This window comes from Paraburkholderia acidipaludis NBRC 101816 (assembly GCF_000684975.1).
Taxonomy (GTDB): Bacteria; Pseudomonadota; Gammaproteobacteria; order Burkholderiales; family Burkholderiaceae; genus Paraburkholderia; species Paraburkholderia acidipaludis.
The window spans coordinates 260400-285239 of sequence record NZ_BAXZ01000006.1 but is presented as its reverse complement, the minus strand read 5'-3'; the positions used below and the strand labels follow the sequence as shown (position 1 = coordinate 285239).

At 66.6% G+C, this 24840-nt stretch carries 21 protein-coding genes and 1 pseudogene; 13 read left to right on the top strand and 9 right to left on the bottom strand.

The window, feature by feature from the left end; genetic code table 11:
* Window positions 1-17: 17 nt before the first annotated feature.
* The gene (locus BAC01S_RS10115) at window positions 18-1562 is read right to left on the bottom strand and encodes a DHA2 family efflux MFS transporter permease subunit (protein WP_027794662.1); all 1545 of its coding nucleotides are present in this window, start codon (window positions 1560-1562) and stop codon (window positions 18-20) included.
* A gap of 227 nt (window positions 1563-1789) precedes the next feature.
* Here BAC01S_RS10115 and BAC01S_RS10110 point away from each other — a divergent pair, with 227 nt between their 5' ends.
* From BAC01S_RS10110 to BAC01S_RS10100, 3 genes are all read left to right on the top strand, one after another.
* Window positions 1790-2443, top strand: a complete 654-nt coding sequence (locus BAC01S_RS10110) for an alpha/beta hydrolase (protein WP_027794661.1) — start codon at window positions 1790-1792, stop codon at window positions 2441-2443.
* A gap of 281 nt (window positions 2444-2724) precedes the next feature.
* Entirely contained in the window at window positions 2725-3771 is a 1047-nt protein-coding gene (mreB, locus tag BAC01S_RS10105; protein ID WP_027794660.1) for a rod shape-determining protein, read from the top strand.
* Window positions 3772-3967: 196 nt separating this feature from the next.
* On the top strand, window positions 3968-4753 hold the full coding sequence (locus BAC01S_RS10100) for an alpha/beta fold hydrolase (RefSeq protein WP_027794659.1): 786 nt from the start codon (window positions 3968-3970) through the stop codon (window positions 4751-4753).
* Window positions 4754-4868: 115 nt separating this feature from the next.
* Here BAC01S_RS10100 and BAC01S_RS10095 read toward each other — a convergent pair whose 3' ends face one another.
* Window positions 4869-5270 carry a hypothetical protein gene (locus BAC01S_RS10095; RefSeq protein WP_027794658.1) on the bottom strand — a complete coding sequence of 134 codons (402 nt, stop codon included), beginning with the start codon at window positions 5268-5270 and terminating at the stop codon, window positions 4869-4871.
* A gap of 363 nt (window positions 5271-5633) precedes the next feature.
* On the opposite strand from BAC01S_RS10095, the gene gltA reads away from it, so the two are divergent.
* Both gltA and BAC01S_RS10085 read left to right on the top strand, forming a co-directional pair.
* Entirely contained in the window at window positions 5634-6935 is a 1302-nt protein-coding gene (gene gltA, locus BAC01S_RS10090) for a citrate synthase (protein WP_027794657.1), read from the top strand.
* 154 nt (window positions 6936-7089) lie between these two features.
* Window positions 7090-9360, top strand: coding sequence for an amylo-alpha-1,6-glucosidase (locus BAC01S_RS10085; RefSeq protein ID WP_027794656.1), 2271 nt, complete (start codon window positions 7090-7092; stop codon window positions 9358-9360).
* 52 nt (window positions 9361-9412) lie between these two features.
* Here the strand turns inward: BAC01S_RS10085 and BAC01S_RS10080 are convergent, their stop codons facing one another.
* Together BAC01S_RS10080 and BAC01S_RS10075 are read right to left on the bottom strand one after the other, a co-directional pair.
* Window positions 9413-10498 (bottom strand): asparaginase, encoded by a 1086-nt coding sequence (locus BAC01S_RS10080; RefSeq protein WP_027794655.1) that lies wholly within the window; start codon window positions 10496-10498, stop codon window positions 9413-9415.
* Between the two features lie 54 nt (window positions 10499-10552).
* Window positions 10553-11623 carry a LacI family DNA-binding transcriptional regulator gene (locus tag BAC01S_RS10075; RefSeq protein ID WP_027794654.1) on the bottom strand — a complete coding sequence of 357 codons (1071 nt, stop codon included), beginning with the start codon at window positions 11621-11623 and terminating at the stop codon, window positions 10553-10555.
* A 106-nt stretch (window positions 11624-11729) separates the two neighbouring features.
* Between BAC01S_RS10075 and BAC01S_RS10070 the strand changes: the two genes are divergently transcribed.
* From BAC01S_RS10070 to BAC01S_RS10050, 5 genes are all read left to right on the top strand, one after another.
* The gene (locus BAC01S_RS10070; protein WP_027794653.1) at window positions 11730-12947 is read left to right on the top strand and encodes a phytanoyl-CoA dioxygenase family protein; all 1218 of its coding nucleotides are present in this window, start codon (window positions 11730-11732) and stop codon (window positions 12945-12947) included.
* 73 nt (window positions 12948-13020) lie between these two features.
* A complete protein-coding gene (locus tag BAC01S_RS10065) occupies window positions 13021-13881 on the top strand; it encodes a MurR/RpiR family transcriptional regulator (protein WP_027794652.1) in 861 nt (286 codons plus the stop codon).
* Window positions 13882-14107: 226 nt separating this feature from the next.
* Window positions 14108-15151 carry a C45 family autoproteolytic acyltransferase/hydolase gene (locus BAC01S_RS10060; protein ID WP_027794651.1) on the top strand — a complete coding sequence of 348 codons (1044 nt, stop codon included), beginning with the start codon at window positions 14108-14110 and terminating at the stop codon, window positions 15149-15151.
* A 48-nt stretch (window positions 15152-15199) separates the two neighbouring features.
* Complete coding sequence (locus tag BAC01S_RS10055) at window positions 15200-16546, top strand: aspartate aminotransferase family protein (RefSeq protein WP_027794650.1); 1347 nt, start codon at window positions 15200-15202, stop codon at window positions 16544-16546.
* A 48-nt stretch (window positions 16547-16594) separates the two neighbouring features.
* Window positions 16595-17176 (top strand): carboxymuconolactone decarboxylase family protein, encoded by a 582-nt coding sequence (locus BAC01S_RS10050; protein WP_027794649.1) that lies wholly within the window; start codon window positions 16595-16597, stop codon window positions 17174-17176.
* 8 nt (window positions 17177-17184) lie between these two features.
* On the opposite strand, the gene BAC01S_RS10045 is transcribed toward BAC01S_RS10050, so the two are convergent.
* The gene (locus tag BAC01S_RS10045; protein WP_027794648.1) at window positions 17185-17709 is read right to left on the bottom strand and encodes a helix-turn-helix transcriptional regulator; all 525 of its coding nucleotides are present in this window, start codon (window positions 17707-17709) and stop codon (window positions 17185-17187) included.
* 3 nt (window positions 17710-17712) lie between these two features.
* Window positions 17713-18003, bottom strand: a pseudogene (locus tag BAC01S_RS35530) (hypothetical protein).
* 656 nt (window positions 18004-18659) lie between these two features.
* On the opposite strand from BAC01S_RS35530, the gene BAC01S_RS10040 reads away from it, so the two are divergent.
* Window positions 18660-18947 (top strand): YodC family protein, encoded by a 288-nt coding sequence (locus BAC01S_RS10040; RefSeq protein WP_043201748.1) that lies wholly within the window; start codon window positions 18660-18662, stop codon window positions 18945-18947.
* Window positions 18948-19026: 79 nt separating this feature from the next.
* Here the strand turns inward: BAC01S_RS10040 and BAC01S_RS10035 are convergent, their stop codons facing one another.
* Together BAC01S_RS10035 and BAC01S_RS10030 are read right to left on the bottom strand one after the other, a co-directional pair.
* Window positions 19027-19659: a LysE family translocator gene (locus BAC01S_RS10035; protein WP_027794646.1), complete on the bottom strand. Its 633-nt coding sequence runs from the start codon at window positions 19657-19659 to the stop codon at window positions 19027-19029.
* Between the two features lie 172 nt (window positions 19660-19831).
* Window positions 19832-20146, bottom strand: coding sequence for a superinfection immunity protein (locus tag BAC01S_RS10030; protein ID WP_027794645.1), 315 nt, complete (start codon window positions 20144-20146; stop codon window positions 19832-19834).
* A gap of 162 nt (window positions 20147-20308) precedes the next feature.
* On the opposite strand from BAC01S_RS10030, the gene BAC01S_RS10025 reads away from it, so the two are divergent.
* Entirely contained in the window at window positions 20309-21769 is a 1461-nt protein-coding gene (locus BAC01S_RS10025) for a M20 family metallopeptidase (RefSeq protein WP_027794644.1), read from the top strand.
* Between the two features lie 29 nt (window positions 21770-21798).
* On the opposite strand, the gene BAC01S_RS10020 is transcribed toward BAC01S_RS10025, so the two are convergent.
* Complete coding sequence (locus BAC01S_RS10020) at window positions 21799-22248, bottom strand: Cd(II)/Pb(II)-responsive transcriptional regulator (protein WP_027794643.1); 450 nt, start codon at window positions 22246-22248, stop codon at window positions 21799-21801.
* Between the two features lie 82 nt (window positions 22249-22330).
* Between BAC01S_RS10020 and BAC01S_RS30860 the strand changes: the two genes are divergently transcribed.
* Window positions 22331-24820 (top strand): heavy metal translocating P-type ATPase, encoded by a 2490-nt coding sequence (locus tag BAC01S_RS30860; RefSeq protein WP_084168457.1) that lies wholly within the window; start codon window positions 22331-22333, stop codon window positions 24818-24820.
* Window positions 24821-24840: the final 20 nt, after the last annotated feature.

Here is a 24840-nt window from a genome sequence, read left to right as displayed (position 1 = left end):
GCAACACCGCCCGGAGGTCAGTGCGCCCCGGCCGCGCCCCCGCCGCCGCGCGTGGATTTCGTCACCCAGATGAGCGGGATGATCGCGAGGAAGATGATCGCCGAGATATAGAAGATGTCGTTCAGGCCCATCATCGCCGCCTGGGTCGTGAGCTGGAAATCGAACAGCGCGTGCGCGGAGGGCTCGCTCAGATGCAGGAGCGTCTGGGTGTTTTCCATCGACTGGCGGAAGACGGGGTTGTCGACCGAAGCCTGCTCCGTGAGCCGCGCGTGATGGAGGATCGTGCGGTTGTTCCAGGCGTTCGTCGCGATCGAGGTGCCCACCGCGCCGCAGAATACGCGCACGAAGTTCGAGAGGCCCGCGGCCGCCGGCATGCGCGAGGGCGGCTGGCCCGCGAGGATGATCGCCGTGAGCGGCACGAAGAAGAGCGCCATCGGGATGCCTTGCAGGAGCGTGGGCAGCACGAGATGGAAGGTGTCGATCTCGATCACGTACCACGAGCGCATGAAGAACACGCCCGCGAAGAGCACGAACGCGATCGTCGCGATGATGCGCGCGTCCGAGCGCGGCAGGATGCGGCCCACCACGGGAGCCAGGATCACCGCGAAGATGCCGAGCGGCGCGGTGACGAGGCCCGCGTCGACGGAGCGGTAGTTCAGGTACTCCTGCATCCATTGCGGCAGCAGCACGAGATTGCCGAAGAACACGCCGTAGGCAACCGAGATCGCCACGGTGCCGCCGAGGAAGTTGCGCTGCGCGAAGAGCCGCAGGTCGACGATGGGGTGCTCCTCGGTCAGTTCCCAGACGAGGAAGAACGCGAAGCTCACGAGCGCGGTGATGCCGAGACCGACGATCACGGGCGAGTTGAACCAGTCGAGATCCTTGCCCTTGTCGAGCATGATCTGCAGCGACGCCACCCACGCGATAAGGAGACCGAGCCCCACGATGTCGATGGGCGGCTTGCGCGTGGGCGATTCGCGGTGGCGGTAGATCAGCCACGTGGCAGTGCCCGCGAACAGGCCCACGGGGATGTTGATGTAGAAGATCCATGCCCAGTTGTAGCTGTCGGTGATCCAGCCGCCCAGCGCCGGGCCGGCGATCGGGCCGACGGTTGTCGTCATGGCCCAGAACGCGAGCGCCGTGGCCGACTTGTCCTTCGGCCAGGAGCCGAGCAGGATGGCCTGCGAGAGCGGAATCAGCGGACCGGCCACGGCGCCCTGCAGCACGCGCGCGACGAGCAGGAACGGCAGGCTCGGTGCGATGCCGCACAGCCACGAGGCGATCACGAACGAGAAAATCGAGGCGACGAACAGGCGCACCTGCCCGAAACGCTGCGTGAGCCAGCCCGTTAGCGGAATCGACACGGCGTTGGCGGCGGCGAACACGGTGATGACCCACGTGCCTTCGTCGACCGAAACGCCGAGGTCGCCGGAGATGGTCGGGATGGCGACGTTGGCGATCGACGTGTCCAGCACGTTCATGAACGTGGCGAGCGCGACGGCGATGGTTGCGAGGATCAGGCGGCCGCCTTCGAGGGGCGGCGGCGGGGCGGGTTGATTCAAGCTGGTTCTCCGCGTGTCTGGCGTGTTGTTTCGCTGCGGGGGCGCGGGCCGCCCGGGTTTGCGCCAAGCTTAACCGCAATCGGATGGGGCCATCGGCGCCGCGGCCAGCATCCCCACGACATAGAGGGGCATCCGGTTACGCGGCGGCACGCGGCACGCGGGCTCGGCGTATGCTTGCGGCTGCGTTCGGCACCACAACTTGTCGATGGGGCAACAGGGGACTTCCAATGAGCTGGGAATCGTTCGATGGCGGCTGGCGGCTTGCGCCGGCCGGGGGCAGCGCGCGCGCGCTCGTCGTGCTGCTGCATGGCGTGGGCAGCAACGCGCGCGATCTGCTGCCGTTGGCCGACACGTGGCGCGACGCGCTGCCGGGTGTCGCGTTCGCATCGCTCGACGGCAGCGAACCGTTCGACGGCGGATTCGGCGGCCGGCAGTGGTTCAGCTTGCGCGACATCGGCGAGAGCAATCGCGAGGCGCGCGTCACGCAGGCGGCGGCGGTGCTGCGTGGGCGGCTCGACGCCGAACTCGCGCATTGGGGGCTGGGGTACGACGCGCTGGCGCTCGTCGGCTTTTCGCAAGGCTCGATCATGTCGCTGCACCACGTCGCGACGCGGCCCGAAGGCGCGGCGGCCGTCGTCGCCTATGCCGGGCGGCTCGTCTCGCCCGTGGCCGCGAAAAGCCGGACGGCGCTTACGCTCGTGCATGGCGAGGACGACGAGGTGATTCCGGTGCAGGAACTCGAGCGCGCGGCCATCGCCTTCAGCGACGCGGGGTATGCCGTCGCGGCCTATGTGCTGCCGGGCGTCGGCCACACGATCACGCCGCAGGGCGTGCTGCTCGGCCGGGATGCGCTCGTGCGGGCGCTGGAATCGCGTCTTTGAGGCCTGCGCGGCCCCCGCCGCGTGACTTATTCGATACATATTGCGCGGCTAAGCTGCACGGTTATTTTTGGCGCGGCTAAAGTCTGCCGCGGCTTTGGCCGTTAATACGCCCAATGGTGCAGCCGATGAGGCAGCAACAAGGCAACCGATGGACCCGGAAAGGCCCGCAAAGTCCGATCCGCCCGGGGTGCGGCCAGCGTGACGCATTGCCGGGTTCCGACGGGGCGGGCCGTTGGCGGGGCCGTCCCTAATCGTACAAAAGACCGCGCATAAAGACCGACATGGCTCGAGCGAAGCCGCATTCCTCCTTCCTGACAAGGCTGTCCCGTGACGACGTGGCGGTTGATCTCGGCACGGCGAACACATTGATCTTCACGGCGGGCGAGGGCATCGTCCTGAACCAGCCTTCGGTGGTCTGCTTCGAGCGCGGCACGAAGGCCGGCGAGCCGACGATTGCCGCGGTGGGGCGCGAGGCGCGCGATCTGCTCGGCCGCACCCCCATGAATCTCGAGACCGTGCGCCCCTTGAGCCACGGCGTGATCGCCGATTTCCCGGCGGCCGGCCACATGATGCGCCGCTTCGTGGCGATGGCGCAGCCGCGCCGCCTGTTCGGGCGGCGCGCGGCATTTACGGTGTGCGTGCCGGCTTCGGCCAATCATGTCGAGCGCCGCGCGATTCGCGAAACCGCGCTGGCCGCGGGCGCCGCGAGCGTGAACCTGATCGGCGAGTCGCTGGCGGCGGCGGTGGGGGCGGGGCTGCCGGTCTCGTCGGCGACCGGCTCGATGGTGGTCGATATCGGCGGCGGCACCACCGAGGTCGGCGTGATCGCACTGGGCGGCGTGGCCTGCAGCGGCTCCGTACGGGTGGGCGGCGACGAATTCGACCGCGCCATCGTCAATTACATACGCGGGCTCTATGGCGTCGTGCTCGGCGAGCAGACTGCGGAGCACGTCAAGAAGACCATTGGCAGCGCGCTGCATGGCGAGCCGGTCGAGACCATGCGCGCGACCGGGCGCAGTGTCGAAGACGGCCTGCCGCGCACGATCGAGCTGTCGAGCCACGACATTGCGGACGCGCTCGCCGCGCCGCTGCGCCAGGTGATCGGCGTGGTGCGCCAGGTGTTCGAAACCGCGCCGCCCGAACTCATCACCGACATCGCGCATCACGGCATCGTGCTGACGGGCGGCGGCGCGCTGCTCGGGCGGCTCGACCAGTGCCTCGCCCGCGAGCTGGGCGTTGCCGTGCGCGTGGCCGACGAGCCGCTGACCTGCGCCGTGCGCGGCGCGGGCGCCGCCGCGGCCTGCCTCGACGCGTGCGTGTTCGAGTAAGCGAGCCGCACCGGCAGCCGGGCGCCGCCGTGCGCAGTACACGCGTTGTGCCACAACGTGGGACAATGGCGCCTTTTTCCCGATACGTCCCGCGCGCGGCCTAGCCGGCGCGTCGTCGTTCTCATCGTTTCTCGCCGTGAATCAAGCCGTCTTTCCCGCGCCCGGGTCGTTCGTCGAACTGCCCGGCGGCGTGCCCATGCCCTTTGTCGAACGCGGCGAGGGCGAACTGCTGCTGTTCGTGCACGGCTCGCTCTGCGACTACCGCTACTGGCAACCTCAGCTTGCGGGCCTCGCACAGCATTACCGCTGCGTTTCCGTGAGTCTCACGCACTATTGGCCCGCGCCCGACGCGGCGCGCGGCCGGCCCTTCAGCTGGAGCCGCCATGCCGACGAAATCGGCGAGTTCATCGAAGCTTTCGGTGCCGGGCCGGCCCATGTGATCGGGCATTCCCGCGGCGGCAACGTGGCGTTTCATTTCGCGCGGCGCCATCCGCAGCTCGTGCGCACGCTCACGCTGGCGGATCCGGGCGGTCCCGTGCGGATGCCGGGGCAGACGCTCGCGCAACTGCCCGAGACCGTCAACGCGCTGCGCGCCCGCGCGGTGCAGTTGATCGCGTCAGGCGAAGTGGACGCGGGACTGGAGCTTTTCGTCGACTCGGTCAGCCGGCCCGGCTTCTGGGCGAAGAGCACGCATTCGTTCCGCCGCATGGCGACCGACAACGCCCATACCCTTGGCCCCCAGTTTCGCGATCCGCTCGCGGCCTATACCCGCGATGACGCGGAGCAGGTGGCGTGTCCGGTGCTGCTGGTAGATGGGCAACTGAGTCCGGCCGTGTTCCATCGCGCCGTGGCGGCGCTGGATGCGTGGATTCCCGACGTGCGCCGCGAGACCGTGAATGGCGCCTCGCATGGCATGAACCTCGCGCGGCCGGCCGAGTTCAATATGCTCGTCGATCAGTTCGTGAGCGGGCACGGGCGCTGACGGGCGCGCTGCGAAGGGCGGGTTGAGAGGGGATGAAGGACGCCCGGCGAGGGCCAGCCCTCGCGGAAGACCGCCCGGCCGGGCGGCCTTCTGCGAGGCCCGGTGAACCGGTGTCTTAGTCGCGGGACTGCGCGTGGGCGTCGAGTGCGTGCTCGGCGGCTTCGCCTACGAGGCCGGCGTAGTAGAGATGCACGCCGATGGCGAGCGAGTCGTTGCGGATCTCATGGAAAGCCTTCCGTGCCTTCACGGGGTCCTTGAAGACAAGGTAGTGCGCTTCCTGCGAGACGAGGCGCGCGACCTGGTGCAGGCCATGGCCGTGCAGCTTGTCGACGAGGTGATCGAGGCTGCGGTGCGTACGTGCGTCGGTGCGCGGGTACAGCATGTGCAGCACGGCGACACGTTCGGACGCCAGCGCGGCGGACAGCGCAACCACGATGTCCTGATGGTTCAGTGCCGTGACGACGGAACCTTCGGCCAGTTCGTCTTCCGCAAACAGGGTGTCGATCGAAATATTCATCTGCTATTCCTTACATTTTGCTTCAAGCACGTGTGGCTAGAGAAAAAAGGCCCGCCTAAACAAGGCAGGCCAGCAGAGTGACATGCAAAGTCAATAGGGGAAGTCTCTGCATGCGTCGGAGTATCGCAGAACTGAGGGCGAGATGTTGCACTGCAAGAGCAAAATATTGTTGCAATAAGTGCGTGGAAGGCGGCTGAAAGCCATGAGCGTTGCGTAAGTGAAGAGGCATTGTTGCCGGAATAGTTGTCAATCGTTGCCGCGCAGGGCCGTAGAATGCGCCACGTGGTCGCAGCGATGCCACCCGCTGTTCTAGGGGTCCCGCGCTGCGGCATGTGCGATGTGACAGCCACTCAAGGACAAGACATGATTGATTCGAAGACACACGCCACGCTCACGATTCCCGGCAAGGCGGAGAGCGTCGAGCTGCCGGTCTACAAGGGCACCCAGGGCCCGGACGTGATCGACATCCGCAAGCTGTACGGCCAGACGGGCATGTTCACGTATGACCCGGGCTTCATGTCGACGGCGTCGTGCAACTCGGCGATCACGTACATCGACGGCGACAAGGGCGAACTGCTCTATCGCGGCTACCCGATCGACAACCTTGCGCAGAACGCCGACTTTCTCGAAACCTGCTACCTGCTGCTGAAGGGCGAACTGCCCACGCAGGCGCAGAAGGACGAATTCGTCGCGACCGTCACCCATCACACGATGGTCCACGAGCAGATGCACTTCTTTTTCCGGGGGTTCCGCCGTGACGCGCATCCGATGGCGATTCTGGTTGCGGCAGTCGGCGCGCTGTCCGCGTTCTACCACGACTCGCTCGACATCAATAACCCGCGTCACCGCGACATCTCGGCGATCCGCATGATCGCCAAGCTGCCGACGCTCGTGGCCATGGCCTACAAGTACTCGATCGGCCAGCCGTTCGTGTATCCGCGCAACGACCTTTCGTACAGCGCGAACTTCATGCAGATGATGTTCTCCACGCCGAGCGAAGAGTACAAGGTCAACGACGTGCTCGTGCGCGCGCTCGACCGCATCCTGATCCTGCACGCCGACCACGAGCAGAACGCCTCGACCTCGACGGTGCGCCTGGCCGGTTCGTCGGGCGCGAACCCGTTCGCGTGTATCGCGGCCGGTATCGCCTGCCTGTGGGGCCCGGCGCACGGCGGCGCGAACGAAGCCGCGCTGAACATGCTCGAACAGATCGGCTCGCCGGACAACATTCCGGAGTTCATCAAGCAGGTGAAGGACAAGAACTCGGGCGTGAAGCTGATGGGCTTCGGCCACCGCGTGTACAAGAACTACGATCCGCGCGCGAAGCTGATGCGCGAAACGTGCTACGAAGTGCTCAACGAACTGGGCCTGCACGACGATCCGCTGTTCAAGCTGGCGATGCAGCTCGAGAAGATCGCGCTGGAAGACGAGTACTTCGTGTCGCGCAAGCTGTACCCGAACGTGGACTTCTACTCGGGCATCGTGCAGCGCGCGCTGGGCATCCCGACCTCGATGTTCACCTGCATCTTCGCGATGGCGCGCACGGTGGGCTGGATTGCGCAGTGGAACGAAATGATTGCCGACCCCGAGCAGAAGATCGGCCGTCCGCGCCAGCTTTTCATCGGCGAAACGCCGCGCGAAGCCAGGCCGATCGCGCAGCGCTGAGCGGCACGGGTCGTTGTCAGAAGGCGCCTGCACGCGACCGCGTGCAGGCGCTTTTTTGCGCATGTTTCTTGCGGTTCGCGCATGCGTTTCGTCGGCCGCGGCGGAAGCCTCTACAATCGAACGGAAGCGAACCGATCGACACAGGAGCCAGACGATGCAGGATCCAGAAGCACTCGGCGGCGTCACCCATTCGGGCGGCGTGGACCACCCCGCACACGACACGGACGGCGCGTTCATCGCGCCCGAAACCCCCGAGGTCGCCAGCGCGACCCAGCATGTGCTGAAGTCGGGCGACACCTTCATCGTCAACGATCCGCTCGGCGACCTCACCGGCATCGACGACGGTCTCTTCGTCAACGACACACGCGTGCTCTCGTCGCTGCGTCTCACCTTCGGCGGGCGCGTGCCGTCGCTGCTCTCGGGCAGCGTGAGCAGCGATAACACCGCTTTCACCGCGCATCTCACGAATCGTCCGCTGCCGCCGCTCGGCGGCTCGACCACGCCCGAAGGCGTGATCCACGTGCAGCGCTCGCGCGTGCTCTCGGGCACGATGATGACCGAGGCCATCGAGCTCACGAACTACGGCACCGAAGACGCCGTCGTGCCGCTTTCGATCTCGTTCGCGAGCGATTTCCGCGACATGTTCGAAGTGCGCGGCCTCAAGCGCGAAGTGCGGGGCACGCTCGCTCCCGCGCGCGTGGAGGACGGCGAGGTGCGGCTCGAATACATCGGCCGCGACAAGGTCGCGCGGCGCGTGCGCATCGAGTTCTCGCCCACGCCGGACAAGCTCTTCGCGGACCGCGCGGACTTTTCGGTGGCGCTTCCCGCCCAGGCTTGCGACTCGGTCTACCTGACCGTGGCGATCGCGGTCGAGCCGCTGGAGGGCGCCGCGCCCGACGCGCCGAGCGCGAGCATCATCCAGCCCGAGCATTGCCTCGCCGACGGAAAAGGGCTGCGTGTGGGCCGGGCGGCCGTGCGCGCGGCGCTCGTCGATTCGCACATCGTGATGCGCGAGCGCCGCCGCGCGACGGCGCGCGTGCGTTCGAGCAACCCGCTTTTCAACGCGTGGATCAACCGCTCGATCGCCGACCTCGGCCTGCTGACCACCGATCTGCCGACGGGCCCGTATCCCTATGCGGGCATTCCGTGGTTCTCCACGCCGTTCGGGCGCGACGCGGTCATCACCTCGCTGCAGACGCTGTGGCTCACACCCGCGCTCGCGCGCGGCGTGCTGCGCTTTCTCGCGGCGCACCAGGCGCGCGAGAACTCCGCGTTCCGCGACGCGGCGCCCGGCAAGATCATGCACGAGATGCGCAAGAGCGAAATGGCCGCCACGGGCGAGGTGCCGTTCGCGCTTTATTACGGCGGGGTGGACACCACGCCGCTCTTCGTTGTGCTGGCGGGCGCGTATGTTGAGCGCACGGGCGACACGGCGCTGATCGACGAACTGTGGCCGGAGCTCGAACGCGCGGCGGCGTGGGTATCGGGCGTGTGCGACCGCAACGCGCTCGGTCTGCTCGATTACCGGCGCGAATCGGAAGGCGGCCTCGCGAACCAGGGCTGGAAGGACAGCCACGACTCGGTGTTCCACGCCGACGGACGCTTCCCCGACGGTCCGATCTCGCTCGTGGAAGTGCAAGCCTACGCGAGCGCCGCGTTCGACACGATGGCGCGTTTCGCGACCCACCGTGGGCTGACCGAGGAAGCCATTCGTTACGCGGCGCGCGCCTCGAAAATCCGCCAGTGCGTGGAGGAAAAGTACTGGATGCCGGAGTCGGACTTTTACGGCATCGCGCTCGACGGCCACGGCGAGCTATGCCGCGTGCTCGCTTCGAACGCGGGGCATCTGCTCGCCTTCGGCCTGCCCGAATACGAGCGCGGCCGCAGCGTGGCGCGCACGCTCGAATCGGCGCTGTTCCATACGGGCTGGGGCGTGCGCACGCTTGCCGCCGGGCAGGCGCGCTTCAACCCGATGGCTTATCACAACGGTTCGGTCTGGCCGCACGACAACGCGCTCTGCGCGCGCGGGCTCGCGCGCTATGGCCACAAGGAGGCTGCGGTGCGTCTGCTGCAGGCGCTCTTCGAAGCGGCGGTCACCTTCGACATGCGCCTGCCCGAGCTCTTCTGCGGTTTCCCGCGCCGCCGCGGCGAGCCGCCGACGGCTTATCCGGTCGCCTGTCTGCCGCAGGCCTGGGCGGCCGGTTCGCCGTTCATGATGCTCGAAGCGTGCCTCGGCATTTCGATCGATGCGGCGCGCCACGAAGTGCGCGTCGAGGAGCCGATGCTGCCCGAAGGCATCGACTGGCTCGAGATCGGCGATCTGCGCGTGGGCAAGTCGACGGTCACGCTCACGTTCCGGCGCGTGGACGGCAAGGTGGTCGCGGCGGCGGACCGCAGCGACGTGAAGGTGGTGGCGTTGCTTTGACGGGCGCGTCGGGGCAGGCAGCGAGTACCGTTCCGGTAATTCCGTACCGGTTTCAGGTACGCGCCCGCAGCGCAAGCCTCGCCGTGACCTGCCCGGTTTCGACCCCCTTCGTGTTGGAAATCCGCGGCGCGTGGAAGCGCGCGAGCGCCGCGTGCTGGGCCGGCGTGCCAATGCCCAGCTGGGCCAGCACGTCCATGACGACCGCGTAGAGCGCCGTCTGGTTGCCGTCCTCCATCTTGACCGCGAGCCCCAGCGCGCGCGGCCCGGCGTGCGGGGCGGTTTGCGTGGAAGCGCGCACGCCGATCGCATAGCTGCCTTCCGCGCCGACCTTGCCGACCAGCGCGCCTTCAAACGTCTCCATGAGCGCCGTGCAGAAGCGGCCTTCGCCCGCGACCATCTCCGGGTGCGAGGTCATGGCGCGGTAGAGGCGCGCGAGCGCCGCGGTGCGTGCAGGGGCTTCGGCGGCGCCGTTCGCCTGGGCGCCGGCACTACGGTCCGCGGCGTCGGCGAGCTTGGCGTAGAGGCGCGCCAGCCGGTCGAGGGGAAAGGCGGGCGTAGGCAGGTTGCAGCCGTCGATGGCCCACTGCACGCCGTCGTCGGGCAGGCCGCAGACCTGCGCGACGGTCTGGCGCACGCGCGTTTGCAGCGGATGCCCCGGAAGGTGATAGTCCTCGATCGGAGCCTCGATGGCGCGCGCGCCCGCGAGCATGCCCGCGTGCTTGCCGGAGCAGTTGCTGCATGCCGGTCCCGGCGTGAAGTCGCGCTTGATCCAGTTGCGGTAGACGGCGTCCGACAACGGCGTGTGCGGGCCGCAGCGCATGTCCGATTCCTCGGCTGCCGCCTTCGCGAGCATCTGGCGCGTGCGTTCGACGTGCCGGTCTTCGCTGCTGTTCGAACCGCACATGAGCGCGAGGTCGGCGTCGTCGAAGCCGAAACGCTCGAGCGCCCCCGTCTCGACGACGGCCAGCGCCTGCGCAGGCTTGGCCGCCGAGCGCACGAGCGTCACGCGGTGCGGATCGCCCCACGCATAGAGCAGCCGGCCGTCGGCATCGACCACGGCGACATGGGCCCGGTGGGTGTTTTCGACGATGCCGCCACGATAGACGGTGACGGCGGGTTCGAGAGCAGGTGTTGCCATCTGGGGTTCCCCGGCGAGAGGTGCGTGAGATCGGAACGATGGTACACGAGCCGCTTATCGGTCATGGTGGTCATGGCGGCCATGGCGCGCATAGCGGCTGGCGATATGTTCCGGAATGCTTTCGGGCGTGACCACCACCACCGACGACGAAGGCGACACGGCGGCGGCGGGCAGCAGCTTGTGAAAGCGCATGACGTGCTGGCAGGCCGAGCGCATATCCTGCCGAAGGTCGTGATGCAGGATCGCCTGGATCCGGCCTTCGCGCAGCAGGCGCACATTGTCGCGGTCGAGATCGTGACCCACGAAAACCACCGGCTCGCGCTGCAGCGCTGCCAGCGCGCGCAGGATCGCGACATTCCCGCCGCCCATCGAGTAGACCGCGGTGATATCGGCATGGCGGGCCAGCGCGGCGCGCACGCGCGCTTCGGTGGCCTCGTCGAGACCATGGCCGCCGCTTGCGTCGACCAGCGCGAGATGCGCGTAACGCATGCGCAATGCCCGCCGAAAGCTGATCTCCCGTTCCTCCTCGCCACGGAAGCGTTCGTCGCTCATCGTGATCAGGACGCTGCCGGGCCGCGTGCCGGCCCACTGTCCCACGAGGTAGGCCGCCGTGGCGCCGGCGACGCGATTGTCGAGGCCCGCATAGGCGATGCGGCCCGAATGCGGAATGTCCGTGAAGATCGTGACCACCGGAATGCCGCGCTGCTGCAATTCGCCGATCGCCTCGGCGATTTCGGGGACGTCGCGCGCCTTCAGAAATACCCCGTGGCTGCCGCGACGGCCGATTGCCCGGAGGGCCGCGATGACGTCCTCCGTGGTCATGGTCTCCTGCATCAGGAAGCGCGGCCGGAAGACGGCAGGATGCAGGCCCGGCAATTCGGCTTCGAGGGCATCCCGGATTTCGTCGGCGAATCGCGAGGGCGCCTCGACCAGCACGTCGACCACGAGTTTGCGGCCGGCCGTGGCCAGTTGCAGCTCCTGCTTTTCGAGCTCCCGGATGGCTTGCTCGACGCGCTTGCGCGTGTGTTCGCGCACATGCGCCCGGCCGTTGAGCACGCGATCGACCGTTGCGAGTCCGACTCCCGCCTGTAGCGCTATCTCCTTGACCAGAAACCGGTGAGCCACGTTCGAGGCCTCCATTTTGAGGTGTTTTTGATCGATTCATGATAGCTCACGCTTCGCTCGCGCCGGTATGCTTGTTTGACACAAAAGCGGACAGGAAGGAGACGCGATGAACCGGCGTGAAATGCATGGAGAAGCAGACACAGAAGCGGACGCAGGAGAGCTTGGCCAGGGCTGGTACACGGAGTCCGGCTGCTCGCTGCACGAATTTGCGGCGCTGCTCGCGCGGCGGGATTCCCCGCCGCTGCGATTTGCCGGCGCCGTCGGGCAACAGATTCCGTTGTACGACTGCCGCGCCCTGCGTCGCGTGGTGGCGGACGAGCGGCAGCGCGCCAGGCTGCAGGCGGAATGGGCGGGCGTTCTGCGCGACGGGGCGGGCGTGCTGGTGCTGCAGCGGGCCTATGAAGACGTGGGCCCGATTGACGAAGCGACCGCCGTGTTCGAATCGATCATCCGTGCCGAACGTGCCAACGGGAACAGTGCGGGCGACCATTTCGCGAAGGCTGGCGCGAACGACCGCATCTGGAACGCCCAGGAGAAGCTCTGTCTGGAGGCGCCCGCCGTATTCGCACGCTATTTTGCCAATCCGATGCTCGCGGCGGTTGCCGAAGCCTGGCTCGGGCCCGCGTATCAGATGACCTCGCAGGTCAACGTCGTTCGTCCCGGGGGGCAGGCCCAGCTCGCGCACCGCGACTACCATCTCGGCTTCCTGACGGCTGAAGAGGCGGAGCGCTTTCCGGCGCACGTGCACCAAGTCTCGGCGTTCCTCACGCTTCAGGGCGCGGTTGCTCACAGCGACATGCCGGTCGAGAGCGGGCCCACAAAGCTCCTGCCGTATTCGCAGCGCTATGCCGAGGGGTATCTGGCGTGGCGGCGCCCGGATTTTCGCGAGTATTTCGAAGCGCATTGCGTGCAGCTGCCGCTCGAAAAGGGCGACGCGCTGTTCTTCAATCCGGCTCTGTTTCATGCCGCCGGCGCGAACCGGACGGCAGACGTCCAGCGCATGGCCAATCTGCTGCAGATTTCGTCGGCGTTCGGTCGCGCGATGGAAACGGTGGATCGCCGGCGGATGTGCGAGGCACTATTCCGCGTCCTGCGTGACGACCGCGAGGCCGCGCGGATGACCGATGCCGAGATCGAGGCAGTGATTGCGTCTTGCGCCGAAGGCTACCCGTTTCCGGCCAATCTGGACCGCGACCCGCCCGTTGGCGGCCTCGCGCCGAAGAGTCAGCAGGCCGTGCTGCGCCAGGCACTGGATGAGCGTTGGTCCGATGCGGCGCTTGCCGAGGCATTGCGGGAATACGACTGGCGGCGCCGGACCGACTGACCGACTGACCGGGCGGCAACATCCCGCAACACCGGTGGTAACATTTGTTGTCGCCTACCCAACCGTTGCCCGCATGCCCGATAGTTTCGATCAGCTTGCCGCGCTGATCCGAGCGCGCTTTGCCGAACTGAGCCCGCAGTTCCAGACGGGGGCCGCGTTCCTGCTCGATCACCCGGACGAAGTGGCCGTCTCGTCGATGCGCAAGATCGCCGAGCGCGCCAACGTGCAGCCCGCTTCGCTCGTTCGCCTCTCGCAGCAGCTGGGTTTTCCTGGCTGGAACGAATTGCGCAACCTGTTCGTCGCACGCGTGCGCACGCGGCCCGAGCCGCTCACGAGCCGCGCCCGCTCGCTCGTTGCCGGCAGTGCGAAAGACGCGCTGGCGCGCGATCTGCTCGCGGCGCAGCAGCACAATCTCGTGGCCAGCGCCGCACAGAACGCCCGCGCGATCGTCGAGGCCGTGCGCGCGCTGCGCAAGGCGAAGCATGTTCATGTGGCGGGCTTTCGCTCGTGTTACGCGGTCGCCTTCGGGCTCGTGTACGAATATCGGCTGTTTCGCCCTTCGGTCTCGCTGCTGGGCGGCGAGGCGGGCACGCTCGAAATGCAGCTGCTCGGCATCGAGCGCGACAGCGCGACGATCGTGGTCAGCTTCGCACCGTATTCGGTCGAGGCGGCGCGGGTGGCCGAAGCAGCCCTGGAGAAGGGCAGCCGGCTGATCGCGATTACCGATAGCGCGGTTTCGCCTGTCGCTCTGAATGCTGAAACGGCCCTCATCTTCACGCACGAGAGCCCGTCGTTCTTTCCGTCGCTCGTGGCCGCGACGGCATTGGCCGAATCGCTGGTCGCGCATTTGCTCGCGCTCGAAGGCGCGGAGGCTGTCGCGCGGCTCGAGCAGGCCGAGCGCTCGCTCAATGCGCGCGGTGCTTATGTGCCCTGAAGCGCGCTGAACGCGCGCTTTTCCCCCTTTTCGACTGGCAATCGCGGTTTCACCGCGACGGGGCTTTGCGCCGCCCTGTAATTCATTTGTTGTTGATGATGTAATATTGACAACATATGTTGATGAGGCGTATAAATCGCCCATAGGCAATGGCGGGCTGTCTCTCGGCGTCCTTTCCCGATCGGAAAGGCGCCAGAACGCGGGCCCGATGGAAACAGGAACATCGATGCAGGCACTGAAGTGTTACCAGTTGGGCGGCACGCCCGAGGCGATAGGGCGGCAGCTTGGCCTTCTCGCCGCCCCTATCTTCAACGCCTACATGGCGCAGAGCGCGGCATGGCAGGCGGTGAGCCGCTGGCGCGGCAGCGTGTTCGCGCAGCAGTTGCGCGTCGAGGCACAGCGTCATTTCCCGGCGTGCGTGGCCGAACTCGATGCCATGGCCGAAGCGCTGGGCTGGCCGGCCGAAGATCTATTCCTCTGGAATTGCCGCGGCGAACTGATCCACCGCGTGCCCGACGGGTGCACGACCGTTGCGACCCCTACGCCGGCGGGGGCGCTGATCGCGCACAACGAGGATGGGGATCCGTATCTGCACGGCCGCTGCTTTCTCGTCGATGTGCAGCCCGACGGCAAGCCTGGCTTCGTCAGCTTCTGCTACCCGGGCTCGCTGCCGGGCCACACCTTCGCGGCCACGCGAGCCGGCCTGGTCCAGACGATCAACAACGTGCGCATTCGTGAGCCGCGTGCCGGCGTGCCGCGCATGATGCTCGCGCGTGCCGTGCTCGACGCGGCGACGCTCGACGAGGCGCTTGCGCTCTTGCGCGACACGCCGCGCGCAAGCGGTTTTCATCACACGATAGGCGGCGCGCTGGCGGATGGCGTGCGCGTCCACAGCGTCGAGGCGACCGCGCAACGCTGCTCGATCACCGCACTGAACGCGCCGTCCGGCCACGCCAACCACCTGATTCATGCGGGTTGCGAGAGCGAAGCGCAGATCGTGACCGATTCGTCGCGCGATCGCCAGATTCGCCTCGCCGAATTGCTGCCGGCGCTGGGCGCACAGCCGGGCGGCGACGCGCTCGTCGGCGTACTGCAAGACCGGGCCGGAGGCGGCCTGCCGATTTTCCGCGACGACCCGCACGACCCCGACGACGAGAACACGCTCGCAACGGCCTGCTTCGCGATCGGCGCCGAGGGTGTCGGCTTCGGCGTCTGGCAGGACGGCCGGCGCGTGTTCGATCGTTTCATCGCTGCCGACGCGCGCCGCTAACGGCCCCGTTCCGGCGAATTCCATTTCACCGCATCGAGAGAGAATTCCATGACCCACGTCTTTCATCGGATGCCCAGGCAGACGCTGCCCGTAGCGGTTGCGGGCGAAGGCATCGAAATCGTCGACTCCGCCGGCAAGCGCTACGTCGACGCGAGCGGCGGCGCGGCAGTCTCGTGCCTTGGCCACAGCAATGCACGCGTGATCGGCGCGATCAAGCGCCAGGCGGAGCAACTGCCTTACGCGCACACGTCGTTCTTCACGACCGAAGCGTCCGAGCAACTGGCCGACCATCTCATCGCCGCCGCGCCGGCCGGCCTCGACCACGTTTATTTCGTGTCGGGCGGCTCGGAGGCCATCGAGGCCGCGCTCAAGCTCGCGCGTCAGTACTTCGTCGAGAAAGGCGAGCTCGCGCGCCGCCACTTCATCGCGCGCCGCCAGAGCTACCACGGCAACACGCTCGGCGCGCTGGCGATTGGCGGCAATGCGTGGCGCCGCGAGCCGTTCCTGCCGATCCTGATCGAGTCGCATCACGTGAGCCCTTGCTACGCGTATCGCGAGCGTCGCGAAGGCGAATCCGACGAGGTCTACGCCCAGCGCCTTGCCGACGAGCTCGAACACAAAATCCTCGAGCTGGGAGCGGAGACGGTTGCCGCGTTCGTGGCGGAAACGGTTGTGGGCGCAACGGCTGGTGCGGTGCCGCCGGTGCGCGAATACTTCCGCAAGATCCGCGCGGTGTGCGACCGCTACGGCGTGCTGTTGATCCTCGACGAGATCATGTCGGGCATGGGCCGCACCGGCTACCTGTTCGCCTGCGAAGAGGACGGCGTGAGCCCGGACCTGCTGACCATCGCCAAAGGCCTTGGCGCCGGCTATCAGCCTATCGGCGCGACGCTCGTCAGCCAGCGTATTTACGACACGATTGTCGGCGGCAGCGGCTACTTCCAGCACGGCCATACCTATATCGGTCACGCTACTGCCTGTGCGGCGGCACTCGAGGTGCAGCACGTGATTGCCGAAGAGAAGCTGCTCGACAATGTGCTCGCGCGCGGCGAGCAACTGCGGGCGAATCTGCGCGAACGGTATGCGGCGCATCCGTATGTGGGCGACGTGCGCGGACGCGGACTCTTCGTGGGCGTCGAACTGGTGAAAGACCGCGAGACGAAGGCGACCTTCGATCCTGCGCTGAAGCTGCACGCAGCGATCAGGCGCGAAGCGTTCGCGCGAGGCCTGATGGTGTATCCGATGGGCGGTACGGTGGACGGCAAGCATGGCGACCACGTGCTGCTCGCGCCGCCGTTCATCTGCACGGCGCGCGATATCGACGCCATCACGGAGCGCCTTGCCGACGCGATCGACGGCGCGCTCGTCGCAACGGGTGTGTCGCGCGCGGCGTGAGCGCGGACTTGTGCTTCTTGATCGATGGAACACTCACGGAGTTCATCCATGACGCAATCGCGGAATCCGCGGCTTCCCGCCTTCGAGGCCTCGCAGGCAACGCCGGAACAGAAGGCCGTGCTCGATGAAATCCTCTCAGGCCCTCGCGGCAACCTGAACGGGCCGTTTCTCGGCTGGATCTACAGTCCCGAGCTGGCCCAGCACGCCCAGCGCCTGGGCGCGTTCTGCCGCTATCGCACGGGCTTGCCGCTGCGCCTCTCGGAACTGGCGATACTCGTAACGGCTGCGCGCTGGCAGGCGCAGGCCGAATGGTATATCCACTATCCGATCGCGCTGGAGGCGGGTGTGCCCGTGGCGCTGGCGGAGCAGATTCGTACAGGCGCGGCTCCGCAGTTCGACGATCCCGACGATGCGCTCATCTACGCGTTCGCGACCGAGCTATACGACGCCAAACGCGTATCGGACGCGACTTACGCGCAAACGATGGAGCGGTTCGGGCGCGAGGTGACGGTGAATCTCGTTGGTTTGCTGGGTTACTACGCACTGGTGGCCATGACGCTCAACGTGTTCGACATGCGCGCCGAAGGGCAGCAGGAGCAGGGCAAGGGCGCTCTCCCGTTCCGGGAATAGGGCGCCGGTCAGGCGACCAGCCCCTCGAGTTCGCGGCCGGCGCGAGGTTCTCTTTCCCGCGCCTCTTTGGCCAGATTGACCTGCTTGGCGGAGCTGGCGACGTCGAGCAGATCGGCGTCGATGCTATAGCCGTCCCGATCGTTCAGCCAGGCAAGAATGTCGGAGAGGTGCCACAAGGAGGGGTTGCCCTCATGCACCGGTGCGGGAAAGTCCGTGGCGTGCGCGAGCATCAGTTTGCGCATGTTTTGACGAGACATTCCGGTTGCGTCGGCTGCGTCCGTCAAACCGACGAAGTCCGGCGCCGCCTCGATAAGGCGAGCGGACGGAATGGCCTGTTTGACATCCTGCAGAGCGGTACGGATAGCTGTCCAGGCGTCGGGACTCTCGCGTGTGAACGCGAGCGCGATCCGCCCGGGTTGTCCGATGCCCGGGGTGGCGTCATCGCAGCCAGCTTCGCCAAGCCGCTCGACGAGCGTTTCATGGTCGCAATCGTTCGCTGCCAGCTGGTATTTGAGGGTGAAAACGTATTCCATGAGTTACTCCGGCCCGTGAGCGCCTGCGCCACGTCGGGCATGTTCTGGTCGGTGAGTCGTGCAGTTGTTGACGACCCGCATCAGGTGCGCCGCATGATTCGCAGCGCTGCGAGGCGTGCTCTATACGCTCGTAATGCAAAATTCTCCGCAACGACAGTCCGCGTCGTTGTAGGGACAGTAAATCCGCCCCCACGCATGGCCATTGCCCTTCTTTGGCCGTACCGCCCAGCCATTCGACTCGGCATATTGCAGCGCAGCTTCTATCTCTTTTCGTGGATGCGGACGTCTCATCAACTGCCTCAGTGTATGTTTGGTGATGAAAGTTGTCAAGTGACAACCTTGCGAGAATTTCTTGGGGTGCAGGCTGATGCCGATGTGGTTCCAGAGCGGCGTGCCGTCTGGATCGGATGCTTTTTAGGGGCGAAAGAATCGGGCAATGTGACACGTATTCATTTCTGCTTGTCCCGCGGCAAATACCATGACTAATGCCGGTGGGTCTGGATTAATGAATTGTTCAAAAGATGCTTCATAGCGCATAACAAACAGTTCACAGACCGGAAAACGTTTCAGCCAGCAGTGAAGATTTCAGGTGGGAGATTATGCTGAGCGTTGCGCGAGATGACTTCAGCCAGTAACAGGCAGATTATTGCGGCACTGCAAAAGAAAATGCCGCGGCGCACGGCGTCGATTATTCACCGGGCTCCTGCTGGAGGTTTTTCCTGTCGCGGCGGCATGCCCGGTAATTCGTGCTGCTGCCACCGGAGCGGCCTCATTGGCTAATTCCCTTTTCATTCGCTTTCATCTAAAAATAACTTGCGCGAAATAATGCGTGTTGCTAGTCTTGCGAGACTTATAAAAAAAGCCGGCTGCGATTATTGTCAGACCGGTGCGCAAGCGGGGAAACGTATAACCCAGCCGGGTATGCATCAACCCATTTTCCGGGGAATCACATGCTTGATACGACCATCGACGTTGCCGAAAGTCAGCGCGCCGCCATGGCCGGAATTGGCGACGTCGTCACCCTCAAATCCGGCGGTCCGCGCATGACCGTCATGTATGCCGGCCCGGTGGGCTTTGCAGCCGGCCACTGGCTGATCTGCCAGTGGTTCGACGAGCAAGGCGAGCTGCGGCAGGACATGTTCGCTCAGGACATGGTCCAGATCGAACCTCGCTCCATTCCCGCCGGCTCGGTCAAGCTGCACGCGCCCGCTATGCGTTCTCCGTTGGGGCGCGTTTGAATTTCGCCAGTCGTTTTCGCTCGAAATTCGCTTGAAGTTCTCTCAAGGCATCCACTAGCGCCGGCGGGACGGGCTCGCCTTAGCGCTGGCCTTCGGCCGCGATTCTGACGGCGAGTCCCGCCAATACCGTTCCCATCAGCCAACGCTGGATCGTGAGCCAGGCGGGACGTCCCGCGAGGAAGGCCGCGATCGTGCCCGCTGTCATGGCTACCGTGGCATTCACCGTGATCGAAAGCGCGATCTGGATCAAGCCGAGCATGATCGACTGGACGAGCACGCTGCCGTGGTGCGGGTCGATGAACTGCGGCAGCAGTGAGAGATAGAGGATCGCGATCTTCGGATTCAGCAGGTTCGTGACGAAACCCATCAGAAACAGCTTTCTCGGACTATCCGGCGCCAGCTCGCGGACCTGGAACGGCGAGCGGCCGCCCGGCTTGAGCGCCTGCCATGCGAGCCACGCCAGGTAGAGTGCGCCGCCAAAGCGCAATGCGTCATAGGCGAAAGGCACCGTCATCAGCAAAGCGGTAATGCCGAACGCCGCGCACAGCATGTAAAACACGAAGCCGAGCGCGACGCCCCCGAGCGAAATCAGGCCGGCCTTGCGCCCCTGGCAGATCGAACGAGAAAGCAGATAGATCATGTTCGGCCCGGGGGTGAGGGCCATACCGAGCGAGACAGCGGCAAAGGCGAGGATCGGGGCGGCGTGATGCATCGTGGGCTCCGGAAGGTGCAGGGAAAGCGGGCCGGTTCGTGTGACCGGAGGGGCTTCGAGTCATTATTTCATGCCTCCGCGGACCACGGAGGCCCGTGACGCATCCGTTGGCCATCTGGACAAGCCGGCCGGCGCGGCAATCCTCAGCGCAAGCTGAATGGCGCCGTAGTCCTCAGCGTGACGGACCCTTGCGATCGCCGCTCCCACGCGCGGCTATGCGATCGGAGAGCATGCGCGAAAATCCCCCCATGCCAAGGCGCCGTTGGCGATCCCTGGTTTCCTTGGCGAGGTCTTTGGGCGGATTCGGCTGGATCGACCAGTAAAGCGCGGCCAACCAGCCGACGATGGACCAGCCGAGCACGGCATTGAAGAGCGCGATCGTCAGCAGGTCGTGACGCCTGCGCCGGTCTGCGATCAGCGCGGGCAGGAAATAGAGCACCACCGTCGCGACGAGGACGACGATATCGAAGACGGAATGGTTTGCCATGTCGACCTCCCTTTATGTGAACGTCAGCGCCGGGCTGCAGCGTAAATTCGTATTGTCGCCCTAAATGGCACGGCGCGCAGCCCCTGGCCGATCGGCCAGGGGGATATCGGCGGGCGGATGAACGGGTCTATCATCGGAGTTTTCATCGCGGGGACACAAACCATGATTTCCGATTCGACCCAGGACAGCCGGCAACTCGATCACGATGCGCTGCGCGCCTTCGTCGAGCGCAAATGGAACGACGAGATCGTTGCCGCGCTGACCGACTACATCGCGGTGCCGGCAAAGAGCCCGGCCTTCGATTCGGACTGGGCGAAGCACGGTTATATCGAGCGCGTCGTGCAGGACGCGGCATCCTGGGCTGAGCGGCAGCCGGTGCGCGGTCTGAAGCTCGAGGTCGTCCGGCTCGCGGGCCGCACGCCGGTGATCTTCTTCGAAGCGCCGGCCACGCGCTCGGGCAGCGAAGAAACGGTCGTGCTCTACGGTCACCTCGACAAGCAGCCGGAGTTCGCCGGCTGGCGCAATGACCTGGGCCCGTGGACGCCGAAGCTCGAAGACGGGCGGCTGTACGGCCGCGGCGGTGCCGACGACGGCTACGCCATCTACGCGAGCATCACGGCGCTGGCGGCGCTGGACGCGCAGGGGATCGAGCGGCCGCGCTGCCTCGGGATCATCGAAACCTGCGAGGAGTCGGGCAGCTATGACCTGCTGCATTATGTCGACGCGCTGAGCGAGCGGCTCGGCAAGGTCGGGCTCGTGGTTTGCCTCGACTCGGGCGCGGGCAACTACGATCAGCTCTGGCTTACCACGTCGCTGCGCGGCCTCGTCTCGGGCGATCTCGAAGTGGAGGTGCTCGACGAGGGCGTGCACTCGGGCTCGTATGGCGGCATCGCCCCCTCCAGCTTCCGCGTGATGCGGCAACTCTTCGAGCGGCTGGAGGACGCGGGGAGCGGCACGCTCCTGCCCAAGGGCTTCCATTGTCCGATCCCGCCGCAGCGCCTGCGCGAAGCGGAAGCCACCGCGAAGATACTCGGCGACGGCGTCTGGAAAACGCTGCCTTGGGCATGCGGCCAGGATGGTCGCCGCGTGCTGCCCACGACTACCGATTCGCAAGAGGCGCTGCTCGATTCCACGTGGCGGCCCTCGCTTTCCGTGACGGGCGCGGCCGGCTTGCCTGCGCTGACCAACGCGGGCAACGTGCTGCGTCCGCGCACGGCATTCAAGCTGTCGCTGCGCCTGCCGCCGCTCGTGGAGGCGTCGAAAGCGGTGGCCGAACTGAAGGCGCTGCTCGAGTTCGACCCTCCCTACAACGCGAAGGTGACCTTCAAGCCCGACACGGGCGCGGCGAACGGCTGGAGTGCGCCCGAACTTGCGCCGTGGCTGGCGGACGCGCTCAATGCGGCTTCGCGCGAGCATTACGGCGCGGACTGCGCTTACCTGGGCCAAGGCGGCACGATTCCGCTGATGAACGTGCTGCAGGCAGGCTTCCCGAAGTCGCAGTTCATGGTCTGCGGCGTGCTCGGGCCGAAATCGAACGCGCATGGCCCGAACGAATTCCTTCACGTGCCTTACGCGAAAAAGCTAACCGCCACGGTAGCCGAGGTGATTGCCGCCGCGCCTTGATGTACTCCAAAACGCCCTGAGCGCGCCGTTCAGGTGCGCTCGGGCGGCTGCGCGTCCGCGTGACAGGAGCAGGACTCTTCGTCCATGGGTTGCTCCAGATTCTTCATGATTCCGCATTCGCTGGTGCTGCTGTTGTGCGCGTGGCAGGTGTCGCGCAGCGTGCGCAGTTGTTGCTCCAGCGTCCGCATCGACGCGATCTGCTGGTGGATGCGCTCGATCTGGCAGTCGATGAGCTGGTTCACCTCGTCGCACGGCTGGCTCGGGTCCACCTGAAAGCGCCGCAGCATGCGGATATCGGCAAGCCCGATACCGAGCGAGCGGCAATGGCGGATGAAGTTCAGCTGCGCGACATGTGCGCCTGCGTAGCTGCGGTAGCCGTTGGTTTCGCGCGCGGGCTCGTCCAGCAATCCCTCGCGTTCATAAAAGCGCACTGTTTCGACATCGCAATGAGCGAGGCGCGCCAGTTCACCGATCCTCATGCTCGTGGCTCCCAAAAATGGCTTGACCCTGTAGCCGCTACAGGCTGTTCAATGATTGTGTCATTTTTGGGAGAAATCGGCCATGGTCACGGCTTTCAGGTTGCGGCATGCCGCGGAACGCTATCGCGCGCGCATCGAAGGGCTGGCGGGAGATCCGTCCGGCGGGGCAGCGGCGCGGGACGAGGGGCACGAGCATCGTCATGGCTGCGATCACGATCATGCCCACGGCCATGAGCATGATCACGACGACGAACACGACCAGGGTCATGAGCACGACCACCATCGCGAACACGAGCGCAACCACGAGCATGGCCATGCCAACACGCCGGCCCACGCCTGCTGTCACGGCCACGACCACGCCGCGGCACCCGGCGAGCCGCCGCCCCCGGCGCCCGACGGCACGCAACGCGCGCGCTATCGCATCGACAACATGGATTGCCCGACCGAGGAGCGGCTGATCCGCAACCGCCTCGAACCGATGCCGGGCGTCGTGCGCCTCGATTTCAACCTGCTCGCACGCGAGCTGACGGTGCACCACCGCCTCGACGATACGCAGTCGTTGATCAAGGCGCTACGCGCCCTCGACATGGCGCCGCGCGTGCACGACGAGACCGCGCCCACCACGGCCCACGTCGACGCGCCGCGCTTTGCGGGCCGCCAGAAGCTGCTGCTGGCAATCAGCGGCGTCGCGGCCGCGCTCGCCGAAGTGCTCGCATGGAGCAGCGGCCACGAGACCGGGCTGCCCGTGCTCGCCTGCGCGCTCGTTTCGCTGCTGTGCGCCGGCCTGCCGACGCTGCGCAAGGGCTGGATCGCGCTGAAGAACTTCACGATCAACATCTACTTCCTGATGTCGCTGGCGGTGACCGGCGCGGTCGTGATCGGCAAGTGGCCCGAAGCGGCGATGGTCGTGTTCCTGTTCGCGCTCGCCGAGGAGATCGAAGCGCTGTCGCTCGAACGCGCGCGCAACGCTATTCGGTCGCTGACGGCGCTCGCCCCCGATACCGCTGAGGTCTGGCAGGCGGAAGACGCCGCCCCACGTGCCGATATCGCCCCGCGCGGCCCCGGCCAGTGGCTCACGCGTGCGGTCGGCGAGGTGGCGATCGGCAGCCGGATTCGCGTGCGTACCGGCGAGCGGGTGCCGCTCGACGCCCGCGTGGCGGATGGCCGTGCCGCCCTCGACCAGGCGCCCATCACCGGCGAAGGCCTCCCTGTCGACAAGGCCGCGGGCGATACGCTCTACGCGGGCAGCATCGTCGTCGACGGGGTGGTCGAAGCCGTCGTCACGGCGACGGCGCGCGAGAGCACGCTCGCGCGCATCGCGGCCGCGGTGCAGGATGCTCAGGCGCAACGCGCGCCGACCCAGCGTTTCGTCGATCAGTTCGCGCGTTTCTACACGCCCGCCGTGGTCGCGCTGGCGGTGCTGATCGCGGTGGCCGGCCCGCTCGCCATCGGCGGCGCCTGGACCGGCTGGCTCTACAAGGCGCTCGTGCTGCTCGTGATCGCGTGCCCGTGCGCGCTGGTGGTCTCGACGCCGGTGACGGTCGTGAGCGGCCTCGCGGCCGCCGCGCGTTTCGGCATGCTCGTGAAGGGCGGCGTCTGGCTCGAACGCGGGCGGCTCCTGAAGGTCGTCGCGCTCGACAAGACGGGCACGCTCACGCGTGGCAAGCCGGTGCTCACCGACGCGCTTGCCATTGCCGGGCTGCCTGTCGAAGCGGCGCTGCGCATTGCCGCGAGTCTCGACGAGTCGAGCACCCATCCCGTGGCGCGCGCGCTCGTGTCCGGTTGGCGCGAGCGCCAGCCCGGCGGCACGCTCGAGCGCATCGACGATTTTGCCGTGCTGGGCGGCCGCGGCGTGAAGGGGCGCATCGGCGGTTCGTTCTGGCATCTCGGCAACCACCGGCTCGTGGAAGAGCTGGGACTGTGCTCGCCCGAGCTCGAAACGACGCTCGCCGTGCTCGAAGGCGAGGGCAAGACGGCCATCGTGCTGTGCTCGCCGAAGGAAGCGGTCGCCGTGTTCGCCGTAGCGGATGCCGCGCGGCCCGAAAGCAGGGCAGCCGTGCGCGCGCTGAAGGCGCTGGGGGTGCGGCCCGTGATGCTGACGGGCGACAACCCGGCAACCGCGCGGGCGATTGCGGGGCAGCTCGGCATCGACGAGGCTCGCGGCAATCTGCTGCCGCAGGACAAGCAGGATGCGGTCGCGGAACTGTCGGCGCAGTCCGGCATGACGGGGATGGTCGGCGACGGCGTGAACGACGCCCCGGCCCTTGCGCGCGCCGACATCGGCTTCGCGATGGGCGCGGCGGGCACGGCGACGGCGCTCGAAACCGCCGACGTCGCGATCATGGACGACGATCCGCGCAAGATCGCGGCGTTCATCGGCTTGAGCCGCAAGACCGCGGCGGTGCTCACGCAGAACATCGCGCTCGCGCTCGGCATCAAGGCGGTGTTCCTCGCGCTGGCGCTGGCCGGCGAGGCGACGCTCTGGATGGCGGTGTTCGCGGACATGGGCGCAAGCCTGCTCGTGGTGGCGAACGGCCTGCGCGTGCGGCGCCATTTCGGGGCGGCCCGCTGACGGGGCGACGCCGGGGCTGG